This window comes from Epibacterium sp. MM17-32, assembly GCF_022348205.1.
In the GTDB taxonomy this organism is placed as follows: domain Bacteria; phylum Pseudomonadota; class Alphaproteobacteria; order Rhodobacterales; family Rhodobacteraceae; genus Epibacterium.
In genome coordinates this window covers 53,557-73,088 of the sequence record NZ_JAKRFC010000021.1, presented here as the reverse complement: position 1 = coordinate 73,088, position 19,532 = coordinate 53,557, and the positions used below count along the sequence as shown (strand labels likewise).

Below are 19,532 nucleotides of genomic sequence, written 5' to 3'. Positions count from 1 at the left end.
GGTTTCGAATGGAGCGGGCGAGGCGATTCGAACGCCCGACCCTAACCTTGGCAAGGTTATGCTCTACCCCTGAGCTACGCCCGCGCTGCCATTCGGTGAGACAGGATTTATAAAACCCCGCCGGGGGCTGCAAGGGCAAATCCCATCTGGGCGCGGATTTTTCTCATGTGCAGACGCCGGCGACGGATCTGGGCGCTACGACCGTATCACGGGACAGGAGATCACAGCAGGCACAGCCGGGAGAGATGACATGAGCGTTTGGGATACGGTGCGGACAGGGGCCCTGGCGGGCGCCCTGGTGCTGGCGGGCGTGGCGCAGGAGGCGGGGCAGGGTGCGCCGCAGGCGCGTATCCCCGAGGCGCCGTCGGTGCAGCTCGATCCGCTCGCGCAGGTGCAGCCGGAGGCCACCACAACCGCCCCGGACCTGCGCCTGAGTGGCCGGGTCGGGGCCGGGGTGCAGGGATAACCTGCGCGTCATCCTCTGCTTAGGACGGACACCGGACCCAAGGGGCGATGGCGTGTCGATGCTGTCCCCGGGCGCGGCGCTACTTGACCGGCACCTTGTGTTTCTTCAGGGCCTTGGTCAGTTCCCTGTCGACCAGCGACATCAGCGCCTTGTCCTTTGCGGCGGCCTTGGCGGCCATATCGGTCATCTGGGCCTCGCTTTCCTTGCCGGTGGCGCGCGAAATGATGGCGCCATAGCCGACCTTGAGGCTTTCGTCGCTGACCTTGTTCATCACCTCCGCCCAGAGTTTCGCCTTCAGCGTATTGGGGATGTCGTTTGTCTTGGCGATCTTGGCGAGACGATCCGGGAAAATCTTGCCTTGCAGGACCTCCTTGTTCTTGTAGGCCCATTTCTTCTGGAAACCGCCGAGGTTTTTCACCAGCCCGCCCAGCAGGGCGGAATAGAGGATCGAGGTCACGATCGCCTGGAATTCCTTTTCGGTCGGGGCCTTGCCGCTCTTCATGATGCGGCCCAGTTCCTTGACCGCTTCGCCCAGCACGGTCTTGATCACCTCCTGACCCGAGCCGGCCAGGTAGTTGGCGATGAACTTCTGCATCTGCTTGGTGCTGAGGAAGGCCACCTTGCCGGCCAGTTTCGGCGCCACCCATTTGGCGGCGTCGTCGCAGAACCCCAGCGGGATCTTGCTGCCGATGCCACCGGTCAGCCCGCCGACGGTGCCGTCGATCACGATCGACTGGATCGAGCCCCAGACCGTCACCTTCTGGCCGCTGGCGTGTTTGCCCAGTTCCTGGCTGGCGCTTTGCAACACGCCGACCCCGGCGCCGGAGGCGATCGCCGCGCTGCCCGCGGACATGCCCGCCCCGGTGACCAGCACCGGCGCTGCCAGGGCGCCCACCACCGCAAAACAGGCCGCCGAGGACACCGTCAGCACCGTGGCCGTGGTCTGGGCGGAGCCGGTGAACTCCTTGAGGAACCGCAACAGGTCGGCGTTGAAGGCGCCAATGGCTTTCTCCGCCTCCGGCAGCGCCTCGTTGATCAGTTTCAGATCCTTGGACACCATCGCCCGTTCCAGCTTGCCGCTGGCAGAGATCGACCGCAGGCAGAGCTTGTTCTTCGGCATTTCGACCGACCCGGCCTGCAGGATGATGGCCTGCGCCACCGCATCCAGGACCCCGTCCTTCATCTGCGCCACATCGAGATAGTGCCGGTAGGTTTCCAGCGCGTTGTCGTGGTTGCGCAGCAGCGATTTCATATAGGGGGTCAGGCGCTTGATCACATCGGCCTTGACGCTTTCGAATTCCTTCGGCGTGCAGAGGATCTTCTTGCCGCGGAAGTTCACCTCCACCATCGGCTCCTTGGCGGCCTTGGCCTCTTCGGCGAGCTGCTTCTTGTAGCCCGGCAGCAGCATCTTGAAGGTCCGCCCGCCGGGATCGACCACCTTGTCGGGATGTTTGAACCCGGCCTTCTTCTGAAAGGCGGCGATCGCCTTCAACAGCCCCGCATCCATTTTCTTGGAGGTGCCGAGCGGGCCGATCTTGTTGGCTTCGAGCATCTGGCGCACCAGCAGCACATCGGCGGGCTTGTTCTTGACCTCATCGCCGGAACTATGACGGGGCGACAGGCCCACCGGAGCGGAAAGTTTTGCAGACGACATGAGCCAACCTCGGAAACAGATAGATCAATAATGAATGGCGACAGTTTTGGGGCACGGATCAAAAGGTGCAAGCTTGACAGGCGGGAATTGACGCAGTCCCGGGCAAATTTCCCCGGAGTCGGGTCAGTAATGCTGACCCGTTCGCCCGCGTCGCGATCGCCGGTCCGCCTGGGTCTTGCGGGCAGCGCCGAAATCTGTGACGCAATCGCCGCACTCCTGGGGCTCGCGGGACCGTGATCCCGCGGCGCAGGCAAACTGCGCTACCGCGGTGACTTCAGCCGCCACAGGAGCCCCCGGATGCCCGACCGTTCAGAGCAGATCGCGTTCCACCGCCTTTCCGACATCGCGCCGGAGGAGATCACCGCGCATATGTCCGACCCGCGCCTGCGGGACCATATGCCCCTGCTCGACGGGGTGCGCTGGGATGCCGCCACCACCGAGAAATTCGTCGCCGGCAAAGAGCGCTGTTGGGCGCAGGACGGGCTGGGGCATTGGGCCTTTGTGGTCGGGGGGCGCTATGTGGGCTGGGGTGGCTTTGAGAAAGAAGGCGACGACTGGGATTTTGGCCTCGTGCTGCGCCCGGATGCGTTTGGCCTCGGCCGGCGCATCGCCGACAAGGCACTGCGGTTTGCCCGGAAAGACCCGCGCATTCCCTATGTGACCTTCCTGCTGCCCCCCAGCCGCCGCCACCTCGGCGCGCTGCGGCGCCTGGGCGCGGAGGAGATCGGGATGGTGCCGTATCAGGGGGCGGAGTTTCGCAAATTCAGGCTGCTGACCGGCGCGGATGCCTGACCGGCGCGGATGCCAAAGCGGCCCTCGGACACGCGGCCCCCTGACACGCGGCCTCCTGATACCCCAGATGTAATGACCTGAGACGCGCCCATGAAAAAGCCGCAGCCCCGGTGGGGAGCTGCGGCTCAATCCTGGCATGTGGCGTGGATCACTCCAGCTCGACCAGCAGGTCCTTGGCGTCGATCTGGCCGCCGGGCTGGACGTGCACGGCCTTCACCACCGCGTCGCGCTCGGCATGCAGGCCGGTTTCCATCTTCATCGCCTCGATGGTCAGCAACAGGTCGCCCTCGTGCACCTGCTGGCCCACCTGCACCCCGATCGAGGCCACGACACCGGGCATCGGCGCGCCGACGTGGTTGGCATTGCCGACCTCGGCCTTGGGGCGCTGCGCGGTGGAGGATTTCACCAGACGGTTGGGCACCCGGATGACACGCGGCTGGCCGTTCAGTTCAAAGAACACCTTCACCTCACCCTGTTCATCGGTCTCGCCGATGGCTTGCAGGCGGATTTCCAGCGTCTTGCCGGGATCGATCTCGGCAGTGATCTCGTCCCCCGGCTCCATGCCGTAAAAGAACGTCCGTGTTGGCAGCGCGCGCACCGGACCGTACTGGCGGTGGCGCCCCATGTAATCCAGGAACACCTTGGGATACATCAGATAGCCGTTCAGATCCTCGTCATCGACCTTGAAGCCTTCGAGCTCCTTGGACAATTCCGCGCGGGTGTTCTCAATGTCGACAGGCTCCAGATGCGCGCCGGGGCGTTCCAGATTGGGGGCCTCGCCCTTCAGCACCTTCTTGACGATGCCTTCGGGGAACCCGCCCGGAGGCTGGCCGAGGTTGCCGCGCATCATGTCCACCACCGAGTCGGGGAAGGAGACGTCGGTTTTGGGGTCCTCGACCTGCGCGCGGGTCAGACCCTGAGAAACCATCATCAGCGCCATGTCGCCAACCACCTTGGAGGAGGGCGTCACCTTCACGATGTCACCGAACATCTGGTTCACATCGGCATAGGTCTGGGCGACCTCGTGCCAGCGCTCCTCCAGACCAAGGCTGCGCGCCTGTGCCTTGAGGTTGGTGAACTGGCCGCCGGGCATCTCGTGCAGATAAACCTCGGAAGAGGGCGCCTGCATGCCGGATTCAAAGGCCGCGTAATGGGCGCGCACATCGTCCCAATAGTCCGAGATCTCGCGCACCGCGCCGATGTCGAGACCGGTGTCGCGGTCGGTATGGCGCAGGGCCTCGACCACGGTGCCCAGCGTCGCCTGCGAGGTATTGCCGGAGAAGGCATCCATGGCGCAGTCGACCGCATCGACCCCCGCCTCGGCGGCGGCAAGGATGGTGGCCACGGCGACACCGGCGGTGTCATGGGTGTGGAAGTGGATCGGCAGGCCGACCTCTTCCTTCAGCGCCTTGATCAGCTGACGCGCGGCGACCGGCTTCAGCAGGCCGGCCATGTCCTTGAGGCCCAGCACGTGTGCGCCCGCGGCCTCCAGCTCCTTGGCCATGCCGACGTAGTATTTCACGTCATACTTGGCCCGCGCCGGATCGTTGATGTCGCCGGTGTAGCAGATGGTGCCTTCGCAGATCTTGCCGCTCTCGACCACCGCATCCATGGCGACGCGCATGTTCTCGACCCAGTTGAGGCTGTCAAACACGCGGAAGACGTCGATGCCCTTGGCGGCTTCCTTGACGAAGAACTGCACCACATTGTCGGGATAGTTGGTGTACCCCACGCCGTTGGAGCCGCGCAGCAGCATCTGCGTCATCAGGTTCGGCATCGCGTTGCGCAGGTCGCGCAGACGTTGCCACGGGCATTCCTGCAAGAAGCGATAGGCCACGTCAAACGTCGCCCCGCCCCAGCACTCGACCGAGAACAGCTGGCTGAGGTTCTGCGCATAGGCCGGTGCGACCTTGATCATGTCATGGCTGCGCATGCGGGTGGCCAGCAGGGACTGGTGCCCGTCGCGCATGGTGGTGTCGGTGAGCAGCAGTTGCCGCTGCGCCTTCATCCAGTCCGCGACCGCCTTGGCACCCTTTTGTTCCAACAGGTTACGCGTGCCATAGGGCAGGTTGCCCTTGTCGACCTTGGGCGCGCGGGGCTCCTTCAGGTCGGGGTGCGGCGCGGCGCGGCCTTCGGTTTCCGGGTGACCGTTGACGGAGATATCCGCGATATAGGTCAGCACTTTGGTGCCCCGGTCACGGCGCTTGGCGAACTGGAACAGCTCCGGCGTCTCGTCGATGAACTTGGTGGTGTATTCATTCGACAGGAAGGTCGGATGCTTCAGCAGGTTCTCGACAAAGGCGATGTTGGTGCTGACACCGCGCACGCGGAATTCGCGCAGTGCGCGGTCCATACGGGCGATGGCCTTTTCCGGTGTCGGTGCTTTGGCCGTCACCTTGGTCAACAGGCTATCATAGTAGCGCGTGATGACCCCGCCCGCATAGGCGGTGCCGCCATCCAGACGGATGCCCATGCCGGTGGCCGAGCGATAGGCCGTGATACGGCCATAGTCCGGGATGAAGTTGTTGAGCGGATCCTCGGTGGTCACACGGGTTTGCAGCGCGTGGCCGTTGAGGGTGATATCGCCCTGGCTGGCCTTGCCGGTGGCCTCTGCCAGCGTCTTGCCCTCGGCGATCAGGATCTGCGCCTGCACGATGTCGATGCCGGTGACTTCTTCGGTGACGGTGTGTTCCACCTGCACCCGTGGGTTCACCTCGATGAAGTAGAAGTTGCCCGTCTCCATATCCATCAGGAATTCGACGGTGCCCGCACATTCATAGTTCACATGTTGGCAGATCTTGCGGCCCAGATCGCAGATCTCGGTCCGTTGCGCATCCGTCAGATAGGGCGCGGGCGCGCGTTCCACGACCTTCTGGTTGCGGCGCTGCACGGAGCAGTCGCGCTCAAACAGGTGGTAGATCTCGCCGTGTTTGTCGCCAAGGATCTGCACCTCGACGTGGCGGGCGCGGGTGATCATCTTTTCCAGATACCCTTCGCCATTGCCAAAGGCGGCTTCGGCCTCGCGGCGGCCTTCCAGAACCTTTTCTTCCAGCTCGTCCTCCGAGTGGATCGGGCGCATGCCGCGTCCGCCGCCGCCCCAGCTCGCCTTGAGCATAAGGGGATAGCCGACCTCTGCCGCTTCCTTGCGGATCGCGTCCATGTCATCGCCCAGCACCTCGGTGGCCGGAATGACCGGAACGCCGGCCTCGATCGCCACGCGACGGGCGCTGGCCTTGTCGCCCAGGGCGCGCATGGTCTCGGCCTTGGGGCCGATGAAGGTGATGCCGTTGCGCGCGCAGGCATCCACAAAATCGGGGTTTTCCGACAGCAGGCCATAGCCCGGGTGAATCGCATCGGCGCCGCATTCCTTGGCGACGCGAATGATCTCGTCGATCGACAGGTAGGCGGCAACCGGGCCGAGGCCCTCGCCGATGCGATAGGCTTCGTCCGCCTTAAAGCGGTGCAGGCCCAGTTTGTCCTCCTCCGCATAGACGGCCACGGTACGTTTGCCCATCTCGTTGGCGGCGCGCATCACACGGATGGCGATTTCGCCTCGGTTGGCAATCAGGATCTTGTTGAACTCAGTCATCTCTCCCCCGGGGTCTTGATGGATGGCGAAGTGGTAACGGCTGTATGACACGCAGAACATCCCGGCTTGTGGGTATCTGCGGCATGATCGCGTTCACTTGCGCCCCTTTTTCTTGAATTTCGGCGGATGGGAGTGCCGAAACGCGAAGGTTGCGCCGGAAATTCCGGCGTTCTGCCGCCACGGAAGGCCGTTTGGGAAGGCGGGCTGGCGTTGTTTTACCGATCCCGGGGCGCGGGTGCACGCACTTTTTTGCAGTGCAGCATTTCGCCCCTGTGCTTTGGAGGCGTTAACCACTCTAAAGGATAGTGCTTCTATTCGAGAGGATTTCGGATAAATTTTAATCAACAGCACCGGATCTGCAAAACGCGATCCCCAAAGACCACCGCAAACCAAGGTCACAGCCACACGCACCAAGGAACACCGAGATGCACCGCTTTGTCTATGTCAGCACCGCCAGCCAGGATCTCACCGCGCATCAGATCGCGGATATCGCAGGCACCTGTCATCGCAACAACCGCAAGGCCGGGCTGACCGGCATGCTGCTGGCGCATCAGGGGCGGTTCCTGCACATTCTCGAAGGCGACGAAGCTGCCATCCGCCGCCGCGCCCAGAAAATCCAGGACGATCCGCGCCACCGCGATTTCGAGGTGCTGCAGGCCCGCGAAATTCAGATGCGCGCCTTTACCGACTGGGTCTTTGTGCATGAAACACCCGAGGCGCTGCCGCTACTGGGCGGCGAGAATATCGCGCCGCTGCGTGCCTTGCTGCCGATCAACAGCGCCCTGCGCGGTCGCGATCTGACGGTGCGCCATCTGGTGCGCGACTTCCTGGCCAGCTTCAGACAATTGCTGGCGGCATAAGGTCGGGCGCGTCGGCGCGACACCGATAACAACCAGTCTGACCCGGGGGGGATAGGCGGGGGAGGCGCGGTCCTTGGGCGAGGATCGCGCCTAAACTTTTGGGGGCTCAGTCCAGATGCAGCCGCCTGAGGTCGCGCAGCTCTGCCAGCGTGCCGATGCCCAGCTGTCCCATATTTGCGCTCAGATCCTTGCTCAGGATGTCATGTAAATGCGCCGGTCCCGCGGCCCCCAATGCTGCAAGCGCATAGTGCCACGCCCGCCCCAGCATCACAAAATCCGCCCCCAGCGCCATGGCGCGCAGGATATCCAGCCCGCCCTCGATGCCGCTATCCAGGATCAGCGGCAGGCGGGTGGCGGCGCGCATCTCTTCCAGCACCTCGATCGGGGCAGGGGCCGCATCAAACTGACGGCCCGCGTGGTTGGAGATCCAGATCGCATCCACCCCTGCCGCCTCCAGCCGGGGCGCGTCGCGCGCATCCAGAACGCCCTTGACCACCAGTGGCCCCTCCCAATGATCGCGCAGCCACTGCAGGTAATCCCAATCCGGCGCAGTGCGCAGCAAATAGCCGATATGCGCGGTTGACGACAGCGCCGAGGCCGCGCCCTCGATGTATTTGTCCAGCGTGAGCATATGCGGCATGCCGCCATCGCCGCGATGCTGCCGCGCCATCCCCAGCGCCCATGTGGGGCGCATCGCCACCTGTGCCAGCAGGCGCGGGGTCAGCCGGGGTGGCTGTGTCAGCCCCGACCGCACCTGCCGTTCCCGGCGCGAGGCCACCGGCACATCAACCGTCAGCACCAAGACCTTGAACCCGGCCGCGCCGGCGCGGGCCAGCATGTCCTTGCGGATGCCCTCATCCTTGGGCGGATACATCTGAAACCAGCCCTGTTCCCCCAGATGCGGGGCCAGATCCTCGGGGCTTTGGCTCGCCACTGTCGAGAGCCCATAGGGGATCTGGGTTGCCGCCGCATGACGGGCCAGATGACCTTCGGCGTCGGGCCAGATCAGCCCCGACATCCCCACCGGCGCAATGCCAAAGGGGCGCGGCAGTCTGGTGCCAAACAGCGTGGTGCTCAGGTCCACCTCCTGCGGTCCCCCCAGGATCGCAGGCATCAGCCCGATCCGGTCAAGACAGCGGCGATTGCGTGCCTGCGTGGCTTCTCGCCCGGTGGCACTGTCGAGATACTCCCAGACAAAGCGGGGCAGGCGCGCGCGGGCCCTGGCGCGCAGATCATCCAGGCCGGGGAAACGTTGATCCAAACTCATGCCCGCCATCATTGGCGTTTCGGCGGCCCTGTCCAGCCCCCTCCCGCACCGGCGCGGAGCAGGCTGGCGTCAGGCGGCCAGTTGCGGCGTGAACCGCGGCAGCAGATCCCGCAACCCACGCCGCTGTGGCTGGGGCCGCAGCGCATAGAGAGAGCCGAGCGCCTGCCGGGCATCCTCCGGCAGCTGATCCGGCAGCAGCAGGGCCATGGGCGTCTCCGGATAACAGCGCAGGCCCGCGGTTGTATCACTGATCACGGTGATGTCGTGATGACGGGCATCCGTCCGGATCGCGGCAAAGCGGGCGGCGACGGCCGCCTCCGGACCTTCGAGGATTTGCAGGAACGCACCATCGGAAAACACCAGCGCGCCGGTCAGCCCGCAGGCGGCATTCTTGCGCCGCGACTTCTCGACGATGGCGGCGGTCTTTTCCTCCGTCATCGAGGTCAGGGCGTGGCTCAGGTACATCAATCGGCGCATGGTGGCTCTACTCTTTCCGCATCCGGCGCGGTGTCCGGAGTTCTACAGAGCGCGCGGCGCAGATGCGAGGTCCCATCGGCGCAGCACCGCCCGCATTCGACCAGCGCCCCTATCCCTTTGGCGCGCGCAGCCGCCACTTTATTCCCGTGGGCGTCGCTGCTATGCGGATTGCCAGGGCAAACGGAAGGCACCGGTGTGAACGGAGCATGAACACCTCTTTCCGATGTCGCCGAAACACGCTAGGATCGCCGCATGAGCACATTTGACGAAATGGACGCCTTTGAGGGCGCATCGCTGTCCGCCCGCGCCATGGCTGCGCGCCCCACACCCTATATGGATGGCCTCAACGCGGCCCAACGCGAGGCGGTGGAAACGCTGGACGGCCCGGTGCTGATGCTGGCGGGCGCGGGCACCGGCAAGACCAAGGCGCTGACCACCCGTATCGTGCATCTGTTGACCACCAACAGGGCGCGCACCAACGAGATCCTCGCGGTGACCTTCACCAACAAGGCCGCCCGCGAAATGAAGGAACGCGTGGGCCGCATGCTTGGCCAGCCCGCCGAGGGCATGCCCTGGCTCGGCACCTTCCACTCGATCTGCGTCAAGCTGCTGCGCCGTCACGCGGAGCTGGTGGGGTTGAAATCCAACTTCACCATTCTGGACACGGACGACCAGATCCGCCTGCTGAAACAGCTTATTCAGGCGGCGGGCATCGACGACAAGCGCTGGCCCGCGCGGATGCTGGCCAATATCATCGACGACTGGAAAAACCGCGCGCTGACGCCCGCCAAGGTGCCCGCAGGGGATGCCAGCGCCTATAATCATCGTGGCACCGAGTTCTATGACCAGTATCAGACCCGCCTCAAGGAGCTGAACGCGGTCGATTTTGGCGACCTGCTGCTGCACTGCGTTGAGATTTTCCAGAACAACCCGGACCTGCTGGCGCAGTACCACCGCTGGTTCCGCTACATCCTCGTGGACGAATATCAGGATACCAACGTCGCCCAATACCTCTGGCTGCGGCTCTTGGCTTCGGGGCATAAAAACATCTGCTGCGTCGGCGATGACGACCAGTCGATCTACGGCTGGCGGGGCGCCGAGGTGGGCAATATCCTGCGGTTTGAAAAGGATTTCTCCGGCGCCAAGGTGATCCGGCTGGAACAGAACTACCGCTCCACCAAACACATTCTTTCGGCGGCCTCCGGCGTCATTCGCGGCAATGAGGGCCGCTTGGGCAAGGAGCTGTGGACCGAAGCCGACGGCGGTGAAAAGGTCCGCCTGATCGGCCATTGGGACGGCGAGGAAGAGGCCCGCTGGATTGGCGAGGAAATCGAGGCGATGCAGCGCGGCACCCGTGGTATGCGCCAGTATGGCCTCAATGAAATGGCGATTCTCGTGCGCGCCTCCCATCAGATGCGCGCCTTTGAGGACCGCTTTCTGACCATTGGTCTGCCCTACCGCGTCATTGGCGGTCCGCGCTTTTACGAGCGGTTGGAAATCCGCGATGCCATGGCCTATTTCCGCGTGGTGATCTCGCCTGAGGATGATCTGGCCTTTGAGCGCATCGTCAACACACCCAAACGCGGCCTTGGCGACAAGGCACAGCAGACCATTCAAATGGTGGCGCGCGAAAACGGCGTCTCTCTCGTTGAGGGCGCGCGCCTCGCGGTCGAGGAAGGTCTCATCAAGGGCAAGGGCGGGGCCGCCCTGCGCCGCCTCGTTGAAAACATCGCCCGCTGGGGGCAGATGACCCGCGCCGTGATCCCGAATGACGGTGACGAGGATGCGGTCCTTGAGGGCGTGCAGAGCTTTGAGGAATTTCAGGCCCGCACCGAGGTCTCGCATGTTGAGCTGGCCGAGATCATCTTGGATGAGAGCGGCTATACCGCCATGTGGCAGGCGGACAAGAACCCCGACAGCCCCGGACGGCTTGAAAACCTCAAGGAACTGGTCAAGGCGCTGGAAAACTTCGACAATCTGCAAGGGTTCCTCGAACACGTCAGCCTTGTGATGGACAATGACAAGCAAGACGCCGAGCAAAAAGTGTCGATCATGACGCTCCACGCGGCCAAGGGGCTGGAGTTTCCCGCGGTGTTCCTGCCGGGCTGGGAGGATGGGCTGTTCCCCTCGCAACGCTCGATGGATGAAAGCGGCCTCAAGGGCCTCGAAGAGGAACGCCGCCTGGCCTATGTGGGCATCACCCGCGCCGAGGAGGTCTGCACGATCTCCTTTGCGGGCAACCGTCGGGTGTTTGGCCAGTGGCAGTCGCAGTTGCCCTCGCGTTTTGTCGATGAGCTGCCCGAAGAGCATGTGGAGGTGCTGACGCCTCCGGGCCTCTATAGTGGCGGTTATGGCGCAGCGGCGCCCGGCGCAGGGGCTGGGTTTGCCGAGGCGAGCGCCAACCCCTATGGCCGTTCCACCATCGAGGATCGCATGGCCGAGGCGGACGGGTACAACTCGCCCGGCTGGAAGCGGATGCAGGCGCGCGCCGGTGAGCGCGGGCTGAGCAAGCCGCGCGAGAGCAGAAACCAGGTGATCGATCTGACCGCGACATCCGCCTTCACCATCGGCGAACGCGTGTTTCACCAGAAGTTCGGCTATGGCGCTGTGATCGGAATGGAAGGCGACAAGCTGGAGGTGGCGTTTGAAAAGGCCGGCACCAAGAAGGTTGTGGCGCGGTTTGTGTCGGCCAGCGACGACGTGCCCTTCTGACTGAGGGTACCAAACGGACGGATCGCTGACGCGATCCGGCTGGATTTTGCGGGATCGGATCGCAACGCGATCCGACCCGGGCGGGGCAGGCGCAGAGGCCAGGGCCTCTGCGCCTGCCCCGCCACCCCCCCCAAAAAAAAACACAAATCAAAACACAAAGCCCCCGCCGCGGATGGACCGCTGCGGGGGTTTTTGTCGTTTCAGCGGTGCGGGATAGGGCAGAACAGGAAACGGCGGCGCCCAGGGAGGAGGAGAGGGCACCGCCGTTCTGTCAAACACCAGGTTAAAGGGAGGAGGAAACCCGGTGCATCTGGGTCCGGCTCAGGGCCGGTATAGGGTGCGGTGGCATCAGGGAGGAGGAAGATGCCACCGCCTAGGACAGGTCCTTAAGGGAGGAGGAGAAAGGACCTGATCTCTTGTGTTCTCAGATATTTTCGTAGGCCGCTTCGAGGGCGACCCGCTTCAGCATGGAGCGGTTGAGGCCGAGATCCGCCAATTCGCGACCGCTCAGGGCGTTGAGCTCGGTCAGGGTCTGGCGATAGACGCGGTACTGCGCGATCTTCTCCCGCAGCGCCTGCACCATCTGCGCGACGCCTGCAGGGGCGAAGGATTTCTGGGTGTGGATCTGGTTCAGAAGGGCCATCGTTTCGTCTCGCTCTGGATCGTCGGGGCCGTATGCCCGTTCGCTTGTGTCCGTGTTGTTGATCCTTAAGATAAGCGAATGCTGCAAATGCACAATCCGGGAATTGGTCATTTCTGCTATGCAGCAAGTGCATGGGTAAAACGGATATTTTTCGGAAACTGCCCAAAGCTTGCGCGATTTTATGTCCAGGCGCCACGGATCTGGGCAACAATTGATCGCGCGCGGCGTTACCGCTGCCATTTTGCCGCTTGGGCTGTGGGCGCAGAGCGCATATATGCCGGGACAGCCGCCCGCGGCGCCCACAGAAGGAGTACAGCCGATGTCCGTCACACAGGAAGAGATTCGCAACGCGCTGGAGCGCCTGGCTCTGCCGGACGGGGGGACGCTGGTGTCGCGGGACATGCTGCGCGCCCTGAGCATCGAGGGCGGCACGGTGCGGTTCGTGATCGAGGCCCCGTCGCCGCAGATCGCCGAGCAGATGGAGCCCCTGCGCCGCGCGGCAGAAGCAACGGTTCGCGAGTTGCCCGGGGTGGAGGAGGTGTCGGTGGTCCTGACCGCCCATGGTCCGGCCGCGCAGAAACCCGCCCCAAGTCTCAAGCTGGGGGGGCATCCCAAACCCCAGGCGGCCCCGATGAAACCGGCCGGCGTAAAGCGCATTCTCGCGGTCGCCTCCGGCAAGGGCGGTGTCGGCAAGTCGACCGTCAGCGCCAACCTCGCGGTGGCGCTTGCGCGGCAGGGGCGCAAGGTGGGTCTGCTGGATGCGGACATCTACGGACCCTCGCAGCCGCGCATGATGGGGGTCTCCGGCCGTCCGGCCAGCCCCGACGGCACCACCATCGAACCGCTGCACGCGCATGGGGTCATCGTGATGTCGATCGGCTTCATGGTCGAGGAGCGCAAGGCGGTGGTCTGGCGTGGCCCGATGCTGATGGGGGCATTGCAGCAGATGCTGGGGCAGGTGAACTGGGGCGCGCTGGACGTGCTGATCGTGGATCTGCCGCCGGGCACCGGCGACGTGCAATTGACCCTGTGCACCAAGGCTGAGCTGTCCGGGGCCATCGTGGTCTCGACACCGCAGGACGTGGCGCTTCTGGATGCCCGCAAGGCGCTCGACATGTTCGAGACGTTGAAGACCCCGGTGCTGGGTCTGATCGAGAACATGTCCTTCTTTACCTGCCCGGATTGCGGCGGCACGCATGAGATCTTCGGTTCCGGCGGTGTTGCGGCCGAAGCGGAGGCGCTTGGTTTGCCGCTCCTCGGCGCTTTGCCCATCGATCTGGAGACCCGCCTTGCAGGGGATCGCGGCACCCCGGTCGCCGCAGGGGCGGGCGTCATGTCCGATGCCTATGCGCGTATCGCAACCGGGCTGGTACAGGGTGGGATGGCCTGACACCGGCCCCAGGCGTTGCATCTGCATCCGGGGCGGGCGCCGGGGGCAAATGCGCCACCCGGCCGCTGCCCGCGCTCACGGGATGCATGCCTCGGACCCGTTGCACGACAGAGCGCGAAAGAAGGTTGGGCTGAAAACAGGGGCAGGACGGGGCGTCCGCGCGCCTTGCAGATGAGGGCGCGACCTCGACCAATGCCGCGCGTCCCCCGGATCGCTCACCCCACAAACATACGGTTAAGCCAAGCCAGCCTCAGACAAGGCTTCATCGATGCTGAGCTGCTGAGAAACCCATGCGGCGAACAGCTTGATCACCTCTAAATCCATTTCGCTAAACGGGCGACGTGCTTCGGGGGAGGTAAAGTTCAAGGTTCCAAATATACGCCCCCCGACGATGAGAGGCACCCCGATGTATGTTTCCAGCAAGAACATATTGTAGCAGGGATGTGTCGCCAATTCTGATTGCGATGCACAATGATAGGCCACCGGGCCATCCGACAGCAGCGTCTTTGAACAATAGGTATCGCCAAGGTCAAAGGTCGTGCCCGGCTCGACGGGCGCTTCCTCCGAGTAACAATAGGTGACGGTGTAGGTCTGATCTCGCACGCAACTGACGATCGCCGACATCGTCTCAAATCGTTCACAGCCCAGCTTCAGGATTTCATGAATTTTCTCTTTGGGTGAGAGCGACTGGCTGGTCGCGATATCAAACAGCACGCGAAGGAGGGTCTCGAACATTCGGGTATCCGAAATATCCTTGATGACAGCAAAGTAGCCGATCGGCTGATCGTCATCACCGCGAATGGGGCCGCCGGTGGTTTGGCTCAGAAACGCCTCGCCGTTCTTCTTGAGATAGCTGACCTCATAGCTGTGCTGTTGCGCGGAGGGGGCGGAGCTGAAGTGCTGGGACCCCTTTTCAACGTAGCTGTTGTGAGATGCGTACAAGAACTCCGTCGTGCGCCCCAGGACGTCCTTGCACTGATGACCGAACAGGCGTTCAAACGCGGGATTTACCCATGTGATCTCGCGCGCGCTGTTTGCGACAACGACAGCATCCGGAAGATCGCTGAACAGCTGCGGCACGCGCAGGGCGTTTGGGCCGTCGTCATCCAGTCCAGCGGAGCGCGCTGTCAGTACGGCTCTGGTTTCGGTCATCCTGTCCTCCGGTCGTCGTCTTCCATTCCAGTTCGGGGGCAGCGTCGAAAGCAGGCCGTGAGATGCTGCAACCTGAGCCGGGCCCCCATCTCTCCACCACCATCAAAGCTGTTGTTTCAGGGGGTCCCCTTGCCCTTTGAACCTGCTGCGACTTAAGCGTTCCTTCAGTTCCGCCTCAACCCAAAACCGCGGTGCCGCAAAAAAGTCCGTCACGCTACAAGCGGGGCAGGCGGCTTGGGGTGGCTTGGTGGGGCGGTTGGGAAATCATGGGATCTGTGGGAAACCGTGGGCGCTTCACGGCATCGGCTCAAAACGAATCACGCATTGGCCTCTGGAGGAGGGAAAAGATCTGCGATTTGGGGTGTTGCGTGAGAACATTGTGGGAACACGCTAAGGCGCTCGATCCGTTCCAGAAGAATCGTGGGAAACTAGGGGAAGTTTTTCTCGGCTGCAAGTCGTGCGTATATATGGTGGTCCCTTGTGGTTTTGCACCAATATACGGCAGGAAACTCCTAATTTTCTCTTGAGATCACGCGCAAAATGCGACTCGCACTGCCGATTCTGGGCGTGGAGTGGCAAAAATCCCTTGCAGGGCCATGCATTCCCATAGTATCCCTAATTCATCCGATGAGGACGAAGAGCACGGGGCACCAAACGACCCCAACCTTACAAAACGGCAGGTTTCATACAGGCCTTCGCTTTCATCAACAAAGAGATCCGGCGCGCGGGCGAGCAGACATCCCCCCAGGTGGCGCGCGCAGTCGGACACCCCGCAAAGCGGGTCAAGGCGGCGGGTTGATCAGTGGCAGCGGATCAACTCGCCCCTTTTAGTTTCGGGCCCCTGAATTGGGGCGACACGGCAACGCGAGGGGCGCGGAAAGGGTCGGCACATTGGGCCGCAGGTTCAGAGGCGAAAGCCAGCACAAGGTCGATACGAAGGGGCGGGTGTCTATCCCGGCCTCTTTTCGGCGTGTGCTGGAGGCCTCCGATCCCAACTGGCAGCCCGGTGACAACCCGGAGCTGGTGATTGTCTACGGCGACCAGCGCCGCCAGTACCTGGAATGCTATACCATGGAAGCGATCGAGGAGGTCGACGCCAAGATCGCCGCCTTGCCGCGCGGCTCCAAAGGGCGCAAGATCCTCGAACGTATGTTCAACGGTCAGTCCCTGCCCACCACCGTCGATGAGACCGGTCGCCTGGTGCTGCCCGCGAAGCTGCGCCAGAAGATCGACCTCGATGGTGAGGCCTTCTTTATCGCCTCCGGGGATACCTTCCAGATCTGGAAGCCCGAGACCTATGAAGAGGTCGAAATGGCCGAAGCCGAGAAGATGATGGAAGAGCTGCCCGAAGACTTCGATCCCCTTGAGTTCCTAGACGGCGCCGGAGGCGCGTAACCGATGACGGACCGCCCCGCTGCCCCTTCCGGTCCCCATGTTCCCGTCCTGCTGAAACCGCTGCTGGAGGCGGTGGCGCCGGTCACGGGCCGCTGGCTTGATGGCACGTTCGGCGCCGGAGGCTACACCAAGGGCCTCTTGGCCGCGGGTGCCGATCAGGTCATTGGCGTCGACCGTGACCCGCTGGCCTTTGAGATGGCGCAGGATTGGGCGGCAGAGTACGGTGACCGCCTCGTGCTGCAACAGGGCGTGTTCTCGCGTATGGATGAATACGCCTCTGATCTGGATGGCGTAGTGCTGGACCTTGGGGTATCCTCGATGCAGCTGGATCTGGCAGAGCGCGGTTTTTCCTTCATGAAGGACGGACCGCTGGACATGCGCATGTCGCAGGATGGCCCCTCGGCGGCGGATCTGGTGGCAGAGCTCACAGAGGTGCAACTGGCTGATATTATTTACAGTTTTGGCGAAGAACGCGCCTCGCGCCGGATTGCAAAGGCGATCGTGCGGGAACGCGCGCTGGAGCCGATCACCACCACCCTGCGTCTGGCCGAAATCATCGAGGGCTGCCTGCCGCGTCCCAAGCCCGGTCAGTCGCACCCGGCGACCCGCAGCTTTCAGGCGCTGCGCATCGCGGTGAATGGCGAATATGAGGAGCTGATGGGCGGGCTACTGGCCGCAGAACGGGCGCTCAAACCCGGCGGGCTGCTGGCGGTTGTGACCTTCCATTCGGTCGAGGACCGCATGGTCAAACGCTTCTTTCAGCATCGCGCCAACAAGACCGGCAATGCCAACCGTTTTGCGCCGGCGATGGAAGAACAGCCCAGCCAGTTTGAGCTGGTCACCCGCAAGGCCGTTGGCCCCGACAAGGACGAGCTGGCGCAGAACCCGCGTTCGCGCTCGGCGCTGTTGCGCGTGGGCCGCCGCACCGATGCCGCCCCGGTGGAGATCACCGCCAAGGAGCTGAGCATGCCGCAGCTGAAAGAGACGCGCTGATGAGAACCCTTGCCTATATCATGACGATCCTCGCGGTCTTTGGTCTGGCATTCTGGGCCTACCGCGAGAATTACGCCACCCAGCAGGTGCTGAAGGAAACCCGCGCGCTGCGCAGCGAAATCGCCGCGGCGCAGGTCCGGCTCAGCGTGCTGCGCGCCGAATGGGCCTATCTCAACCGTCCCGACCGCCTGCGCGAGCTGGCGGAACTGAACTTTGAACGCCTCGGCCTGCTGCCGCTGCGCCCGGATCAGTTTGGCCGCGTCGATGAGGTCTCCTATCCGCCGTCGGGTCTGGTGATCGAGGAGGGGGTCGAGGTCTCCGCCTATGGCCGGGAGGACGACCAATGATCCGCACCCCCCTGCGTCCGCTGGCCCGTGTTCTGCCCGCCCGTGCGCGCGGCGAGAACCCGGATCTGATCGAACGCGAGAACCTCGCGCAGCGCCACCGCGACATGGAAGTCCGCGCCCGCACCCGGGCCGAGGGGCGCCTGCTGGTGCTGGCGGCCTTTTTTGTCTGCGCCTATCTGGCGATCGGCGGACGCATGGCGATCATGGCGACCTCGGAACCTTCCGAGCCCGTGGCCTCGATCGGCGGCAGCGCCATTGCCAACCAGCGCGCCGATATCGTCGACCGGGCCGGGCGCATTCTGGCGACCAATTTCGAGACCCATTCGCTCTATGCCCAGCCGCCGCAGATGATCGACCCGATCGCTGCCGCCGACAAACTGGTGGCGATCTTTCCGGATCTGGAGCGCGAACGCCTGGTCAAGGACTTCACCGGCAAGCGCAAGTTCCTGTGGATCAAGAAGAAAATCAGCCCCGAGCAGATGCAGGCGGTGCATGACATCGGCGATCCCGGCCTGTTGTTCGGCCCGCGCGAAATGCGGCTCTATCCCAATGGCAAGCTGGCCGCCCATGTGCTGGGCGGGGCCTCCTTCGGCAAGGAGGGCGTCAGCGCGGCTGAGGTGATCGGGGTGGCCGGGGTCGAAAAGACCTTTGACGACTATCTGCGCGATCCGGCCAATGCGGGCAAGCCGCTGGAACTGAGCCTCGATCTCTCGGTGCAGGACGCCACCGAAGAGGTGCTCTATGGCGGCATGAAGCTGATGAACGCCAAGGGCGCGACCTCGATCCTGATGGATGTGAACACCGGCGAGGTGATCTCTGTCGCGTCGCTGCCGGATTTTGATCCCAACGACCGCCCGCGCCCGCCGACCTCGGGCTTTGATCCCTCGCAGAGCCCGCTGTTCAACCGTTCGGTGCAGGGGGTCTATGAGCTGGGCTCCACCTTCAAGATCTTTGCCACCGCACAGGCGATGGAGCTGGGGCTGGTGAACCCCTCGACCGTGATCGACATTCGCGGGCCGTTGCGCTGGGGCAAGTTCACAATCCGGGATTTCCACAACTACGGCAAGGAGTTGACGGTCTCCAAGATCATCGAGAAGTCCTCCAACATCGGCACCGCGCGACTGGCGCAGCAGATCGGCGCGGAGCGTCAGCGCAGCTTCCTGGAGGATCTGGGCATGCTGAAGCCGACGCCGTTCGAAATCGTCGAGGCCTCGGGCGGTCAGCCGCTGTTGCCGAAGAACTGGTCGGAGCTGTCGGCGATGACGATCTCTTATGGTCACGGTATTTCCACCACGCCGATGCATCTGGCGGCGGGCTATGCGGCGATCGCCAATGGCGGCCATTACGTGGCGCCGACGATCCTGAAGCAGAAGACGCCGCAGCCGGGTCCGCGGGTGATGCGCGAGGAGGTGGCGAATGCCTCGCTCGACATGCTGCGCCGGGTGGTCAGCGAGGGCACCGCCTCCTTTGCCGAGGTCAAGGGCTACGAGGTGGGCGGCAAGACCGGCACCGCCGACAAGCCCAAGCCCCGCGGCGGCTATTACGAGAACAAGGTGATCGCCACCTTTGCCGCCGTTTTCCCGGTCAGCGAGCCCAAGTATGTGCTGGTGGTGACGCTGGATGAACCGGAGGTCGTGGCCCATGGCGAGCCGCGTCGCACCGCCGGTTGGACCGCAGCGCCGGTGGCGGCGGAGATGATCGCACGTCTGGCGCCGCTGCTGGGGCTCAGACCGCAGATTGAACCTGCCCGTATCTCTGGTGTAACCCTCACCTCAAACTAAAGAGGTGGGGACGC

16 protein-coding genes and 1 tRNA gene are annotated in these 19,532 nt (G+C 63.7%); 9 read left to right on the top strand and 8 right to left on the bottom strand.

Going from position 1 to position 19,532, the window contains the following annotated elements; translation table 11 throughout:
• Positions 1–9: 9 nt before the first annotated feature.
• A tRNA-Gly gene (locus tag MHM88_RS21660) sits at positions 10–84 on the bottom strand.
• A 166-nt stretch (positions 85–250) separates the two neighbouring features.
• Between MHM88_RS21660 and MHM88_RS21655 the strand changes: the two genes are divergently transcribed.
• On the top strand, positions 251–466 hold the full coding sequence (locus MHM88_RS21655) for a hypothetical protein (RefSeq protein WP_239368937.1): 216 nt from the start codon (positions 251–253) through the stop codon (positions 464–466).
• Between the two features lie 79 nt (positions 467–545).
• Here MHM88_RS21655 and MHM88_RS21650 read toward each other — a convergent pair whose 3' ends face one another.
• Entirely contained in the window at positions 546–2,120 is a 1,575-nt protein-coding gene (locus MHM88_RS21650) for a hypothetical protein (protein WP_239368935.1), read from the bottom strand.
• 297 nt (positions 2,121–2,417) lie between these two features.
• Between MHM88_RS21650 and MHM88_RS21645 the strand changes: the two genes are divergently transcribed.
• Positions 2,418–2,912, top strand: a complete 495-nt coding sequence (locus tag MHM88_RS21645; RefSeq protein WP_239368933.1) for a GNAT family N-acetyltransferase — start codon at positions 2,418–2,420, stop codon at positions 2,910–2,912.
• A gap of 148 nt (positions 2,913–3,060) precedes the next feature.
• Here MHM88_RS21645 and MHM88_RS21640 read toward each other — a convergent pair whose 3' ends face one another.
• Together MHM88_RS21640 and MHM88_RS21635 are read right to left on the bottom strand one after the other, a co-directional pair.
• Positions 3,061–6,501, bottom strand: coding sequence for a pyruvate carboxylase (locus MHM88_RS21640; RefSeq protein ID WP_239368931.1), 3,441 nt, complete (start codon positions 6,499–6,501; stop codon positions 3,061–3,063).
• 93 nt (positions 6,502–6,594) lie between these two features.
• A complete protein-coding gene (locus MHM88_RS21635) occupies positions 6,595–6,906 on the bottom strand; it encodes a hypothetical protein (protein ID WP_239368929.1) in 312 nt (103 codons plus the stop codon).
• A gap of 20 nt (positions 6,907–6,926) precedes the next feature.
• On the opposite strand from MHM88_RS21635, the gene MHM88_RS21630 reads away from it, so the two are divergent.
• Complete coding sequence (locus MHM88_RS21630; protein ID WP_239324015.1) at positions 6,927–7,361, top strand: BLUF domain-containing protein; 435 nt, start codon at positions 6,927–6,929, stop codon at positions 7,359–7,361.
• 106 nt (positions 7,362–7,467) lie between these two features.
• On the opposite strand, the gene MHM88_RS21625 is transcribed toward MHM88_RS21630, so the two are convergent.
• A complete protein-coding gene (locus MHM88_RS21625) occupies positions 7,468–8,628 on the bottom strand; it encodes an alpha-hydroxy acid oxidase (protein ID WP_239368927.1) in 1,161 nt (386 codons plus the stop codon).
• 69 nt (positions 8,629–8,697) lie between these two features.
• Positions 8,698–9,105, bottom strand: coding sequence for a BLUF domain-containing protein (locus MHM88_RS21620; RefSeq protein ID WP_239368925.1), 408 nt, complete (start codon positions 9,103–9,105; stop codon positions 8,698–8,700).
• 252 nt (positions 9,106–9,357) lie between these two features.
• Between MHM88_RS21620 and MHM88_RS21615 the strand changes: the two genes are divergently transcribed.
• Positions 9,358–11,817, top strand: a complete 2,460-nt coding sequence (locus MHM88_RS21615) for an ATP-dependent helicase (RefSeq protein WP_239368923.1) — start codon at positions 9,358–9,360, stop codon at positions 11,815–11,817.
• A 424-nt stretch (positions 11,818–12,241) separates the two neighbouring features.
• Here MHM88_RS21615 and MHM88_RS21610 read toward each other — a convergent pair whose 3' ends face one another.
• Entirely contained in the window at positions 12,242–12,460 is a 219-nt protein-coding gene (locus MHM88_RS21610; protein ID WP_239368921.1) for a DUF1127 domain-containing protein, read from the bottom strand.
• Positions 12,461–12,779: 319 nt separating this feature from the next.
• Here MHM88_RS21610 and MHM88_RS21605 point away from each other — a divergent pair, with 319 nt between their 5' ends.
• Positions 12,780–13,850 carry an Mrp/NBP35 family ATP-binding protein gene (locus MHM88_RS21605; protein WP_239368919.1) on the top strand — a complete coding sequence of 357 codons (1,071 nt, stop codon included), beginning with the start codon at positions 12,780–12,782 and terminating at the stop codon, positions 13,848–13,850.
• Positions 13,851–14,084: 234 nt separating this feature from the next.
• Here the strand turns inward: MHM88_RS21605 and MHM88_RS21600 are convergent, their stop codons facing one another.
• A complete protein-coding gene (locus MHM88_RS21600) occupies positions 14,085–15,002 on the bottom strand; it encodes a PAS domain S-box protein (RefSeq protein ID WP_239368917.1) in 918 nt (305 codons plus the stop codon).
• Positions 15,003–15,893: 891 nt separating this feature from the next.
• On the opposite strand from MHM88_RS21600, the gene mraZ reads away from it, so the two are divergent.
• From mraZ to MHM88_RS21580, 4 genes are read left to right on the top strand one after another with little or no spacing between them, the layout of a single operon-like run.
• Positions 15,894–16,397 carry a division/cell wall cluster transcriptional repressor MraZ gene (mraZ, locus tag MHM88_RS21595; protein WP_239324029.1) on the top strand — a complete coding sequence of 168 codons (504 nt, stop codon included), beginning with the start codon at positions 15,894–15,896 and terminating at the stop codon, positions 16,395–16,397.
• A gap of 3 nt (positions 16,398–16,400) precedes the next feature.
• Positions 16,401–17,390, top strand: coding sequence for a 16S rRNA (cytosine(1402)-N(4))-methyltransferase RsmH (rsmH, locus tag MHM88_RS21590; protein WP_239368915.1), 990 nt, complete (start codon positions 16,401–16,403; stop codon positions 17,388–17,390).
• Entirely contained in the window at positions 17,390–17,737 is a 348-nt protein-coding gene (locus MHM88_RS21585; RefSeq protein WP_239368913.1) for a cell division protein FtsL, read from the top strand. Before rsmH ends, MHM88_RS21585 begins: the two co-directional genes overlap by 1 nt.
• The gene (locus MHM88_RS21580; protein ID WP_239368911.1) at positions 17,734–19,518 is read left to right on the top strand and encodes a penicillin-binding protein 2; all 1,785 of its coding nucleotides are present in this window, start codon (positions 17,734–17,736) and stop codon (positions 19,516–19,518) included. Before MHM88_RS21585 ends, MHM88_RS21580 begins: the two co-directional genes overlap by 4 nt.
• Positions 19,519–19,532 lie beyond the last annotated feature (14 nt).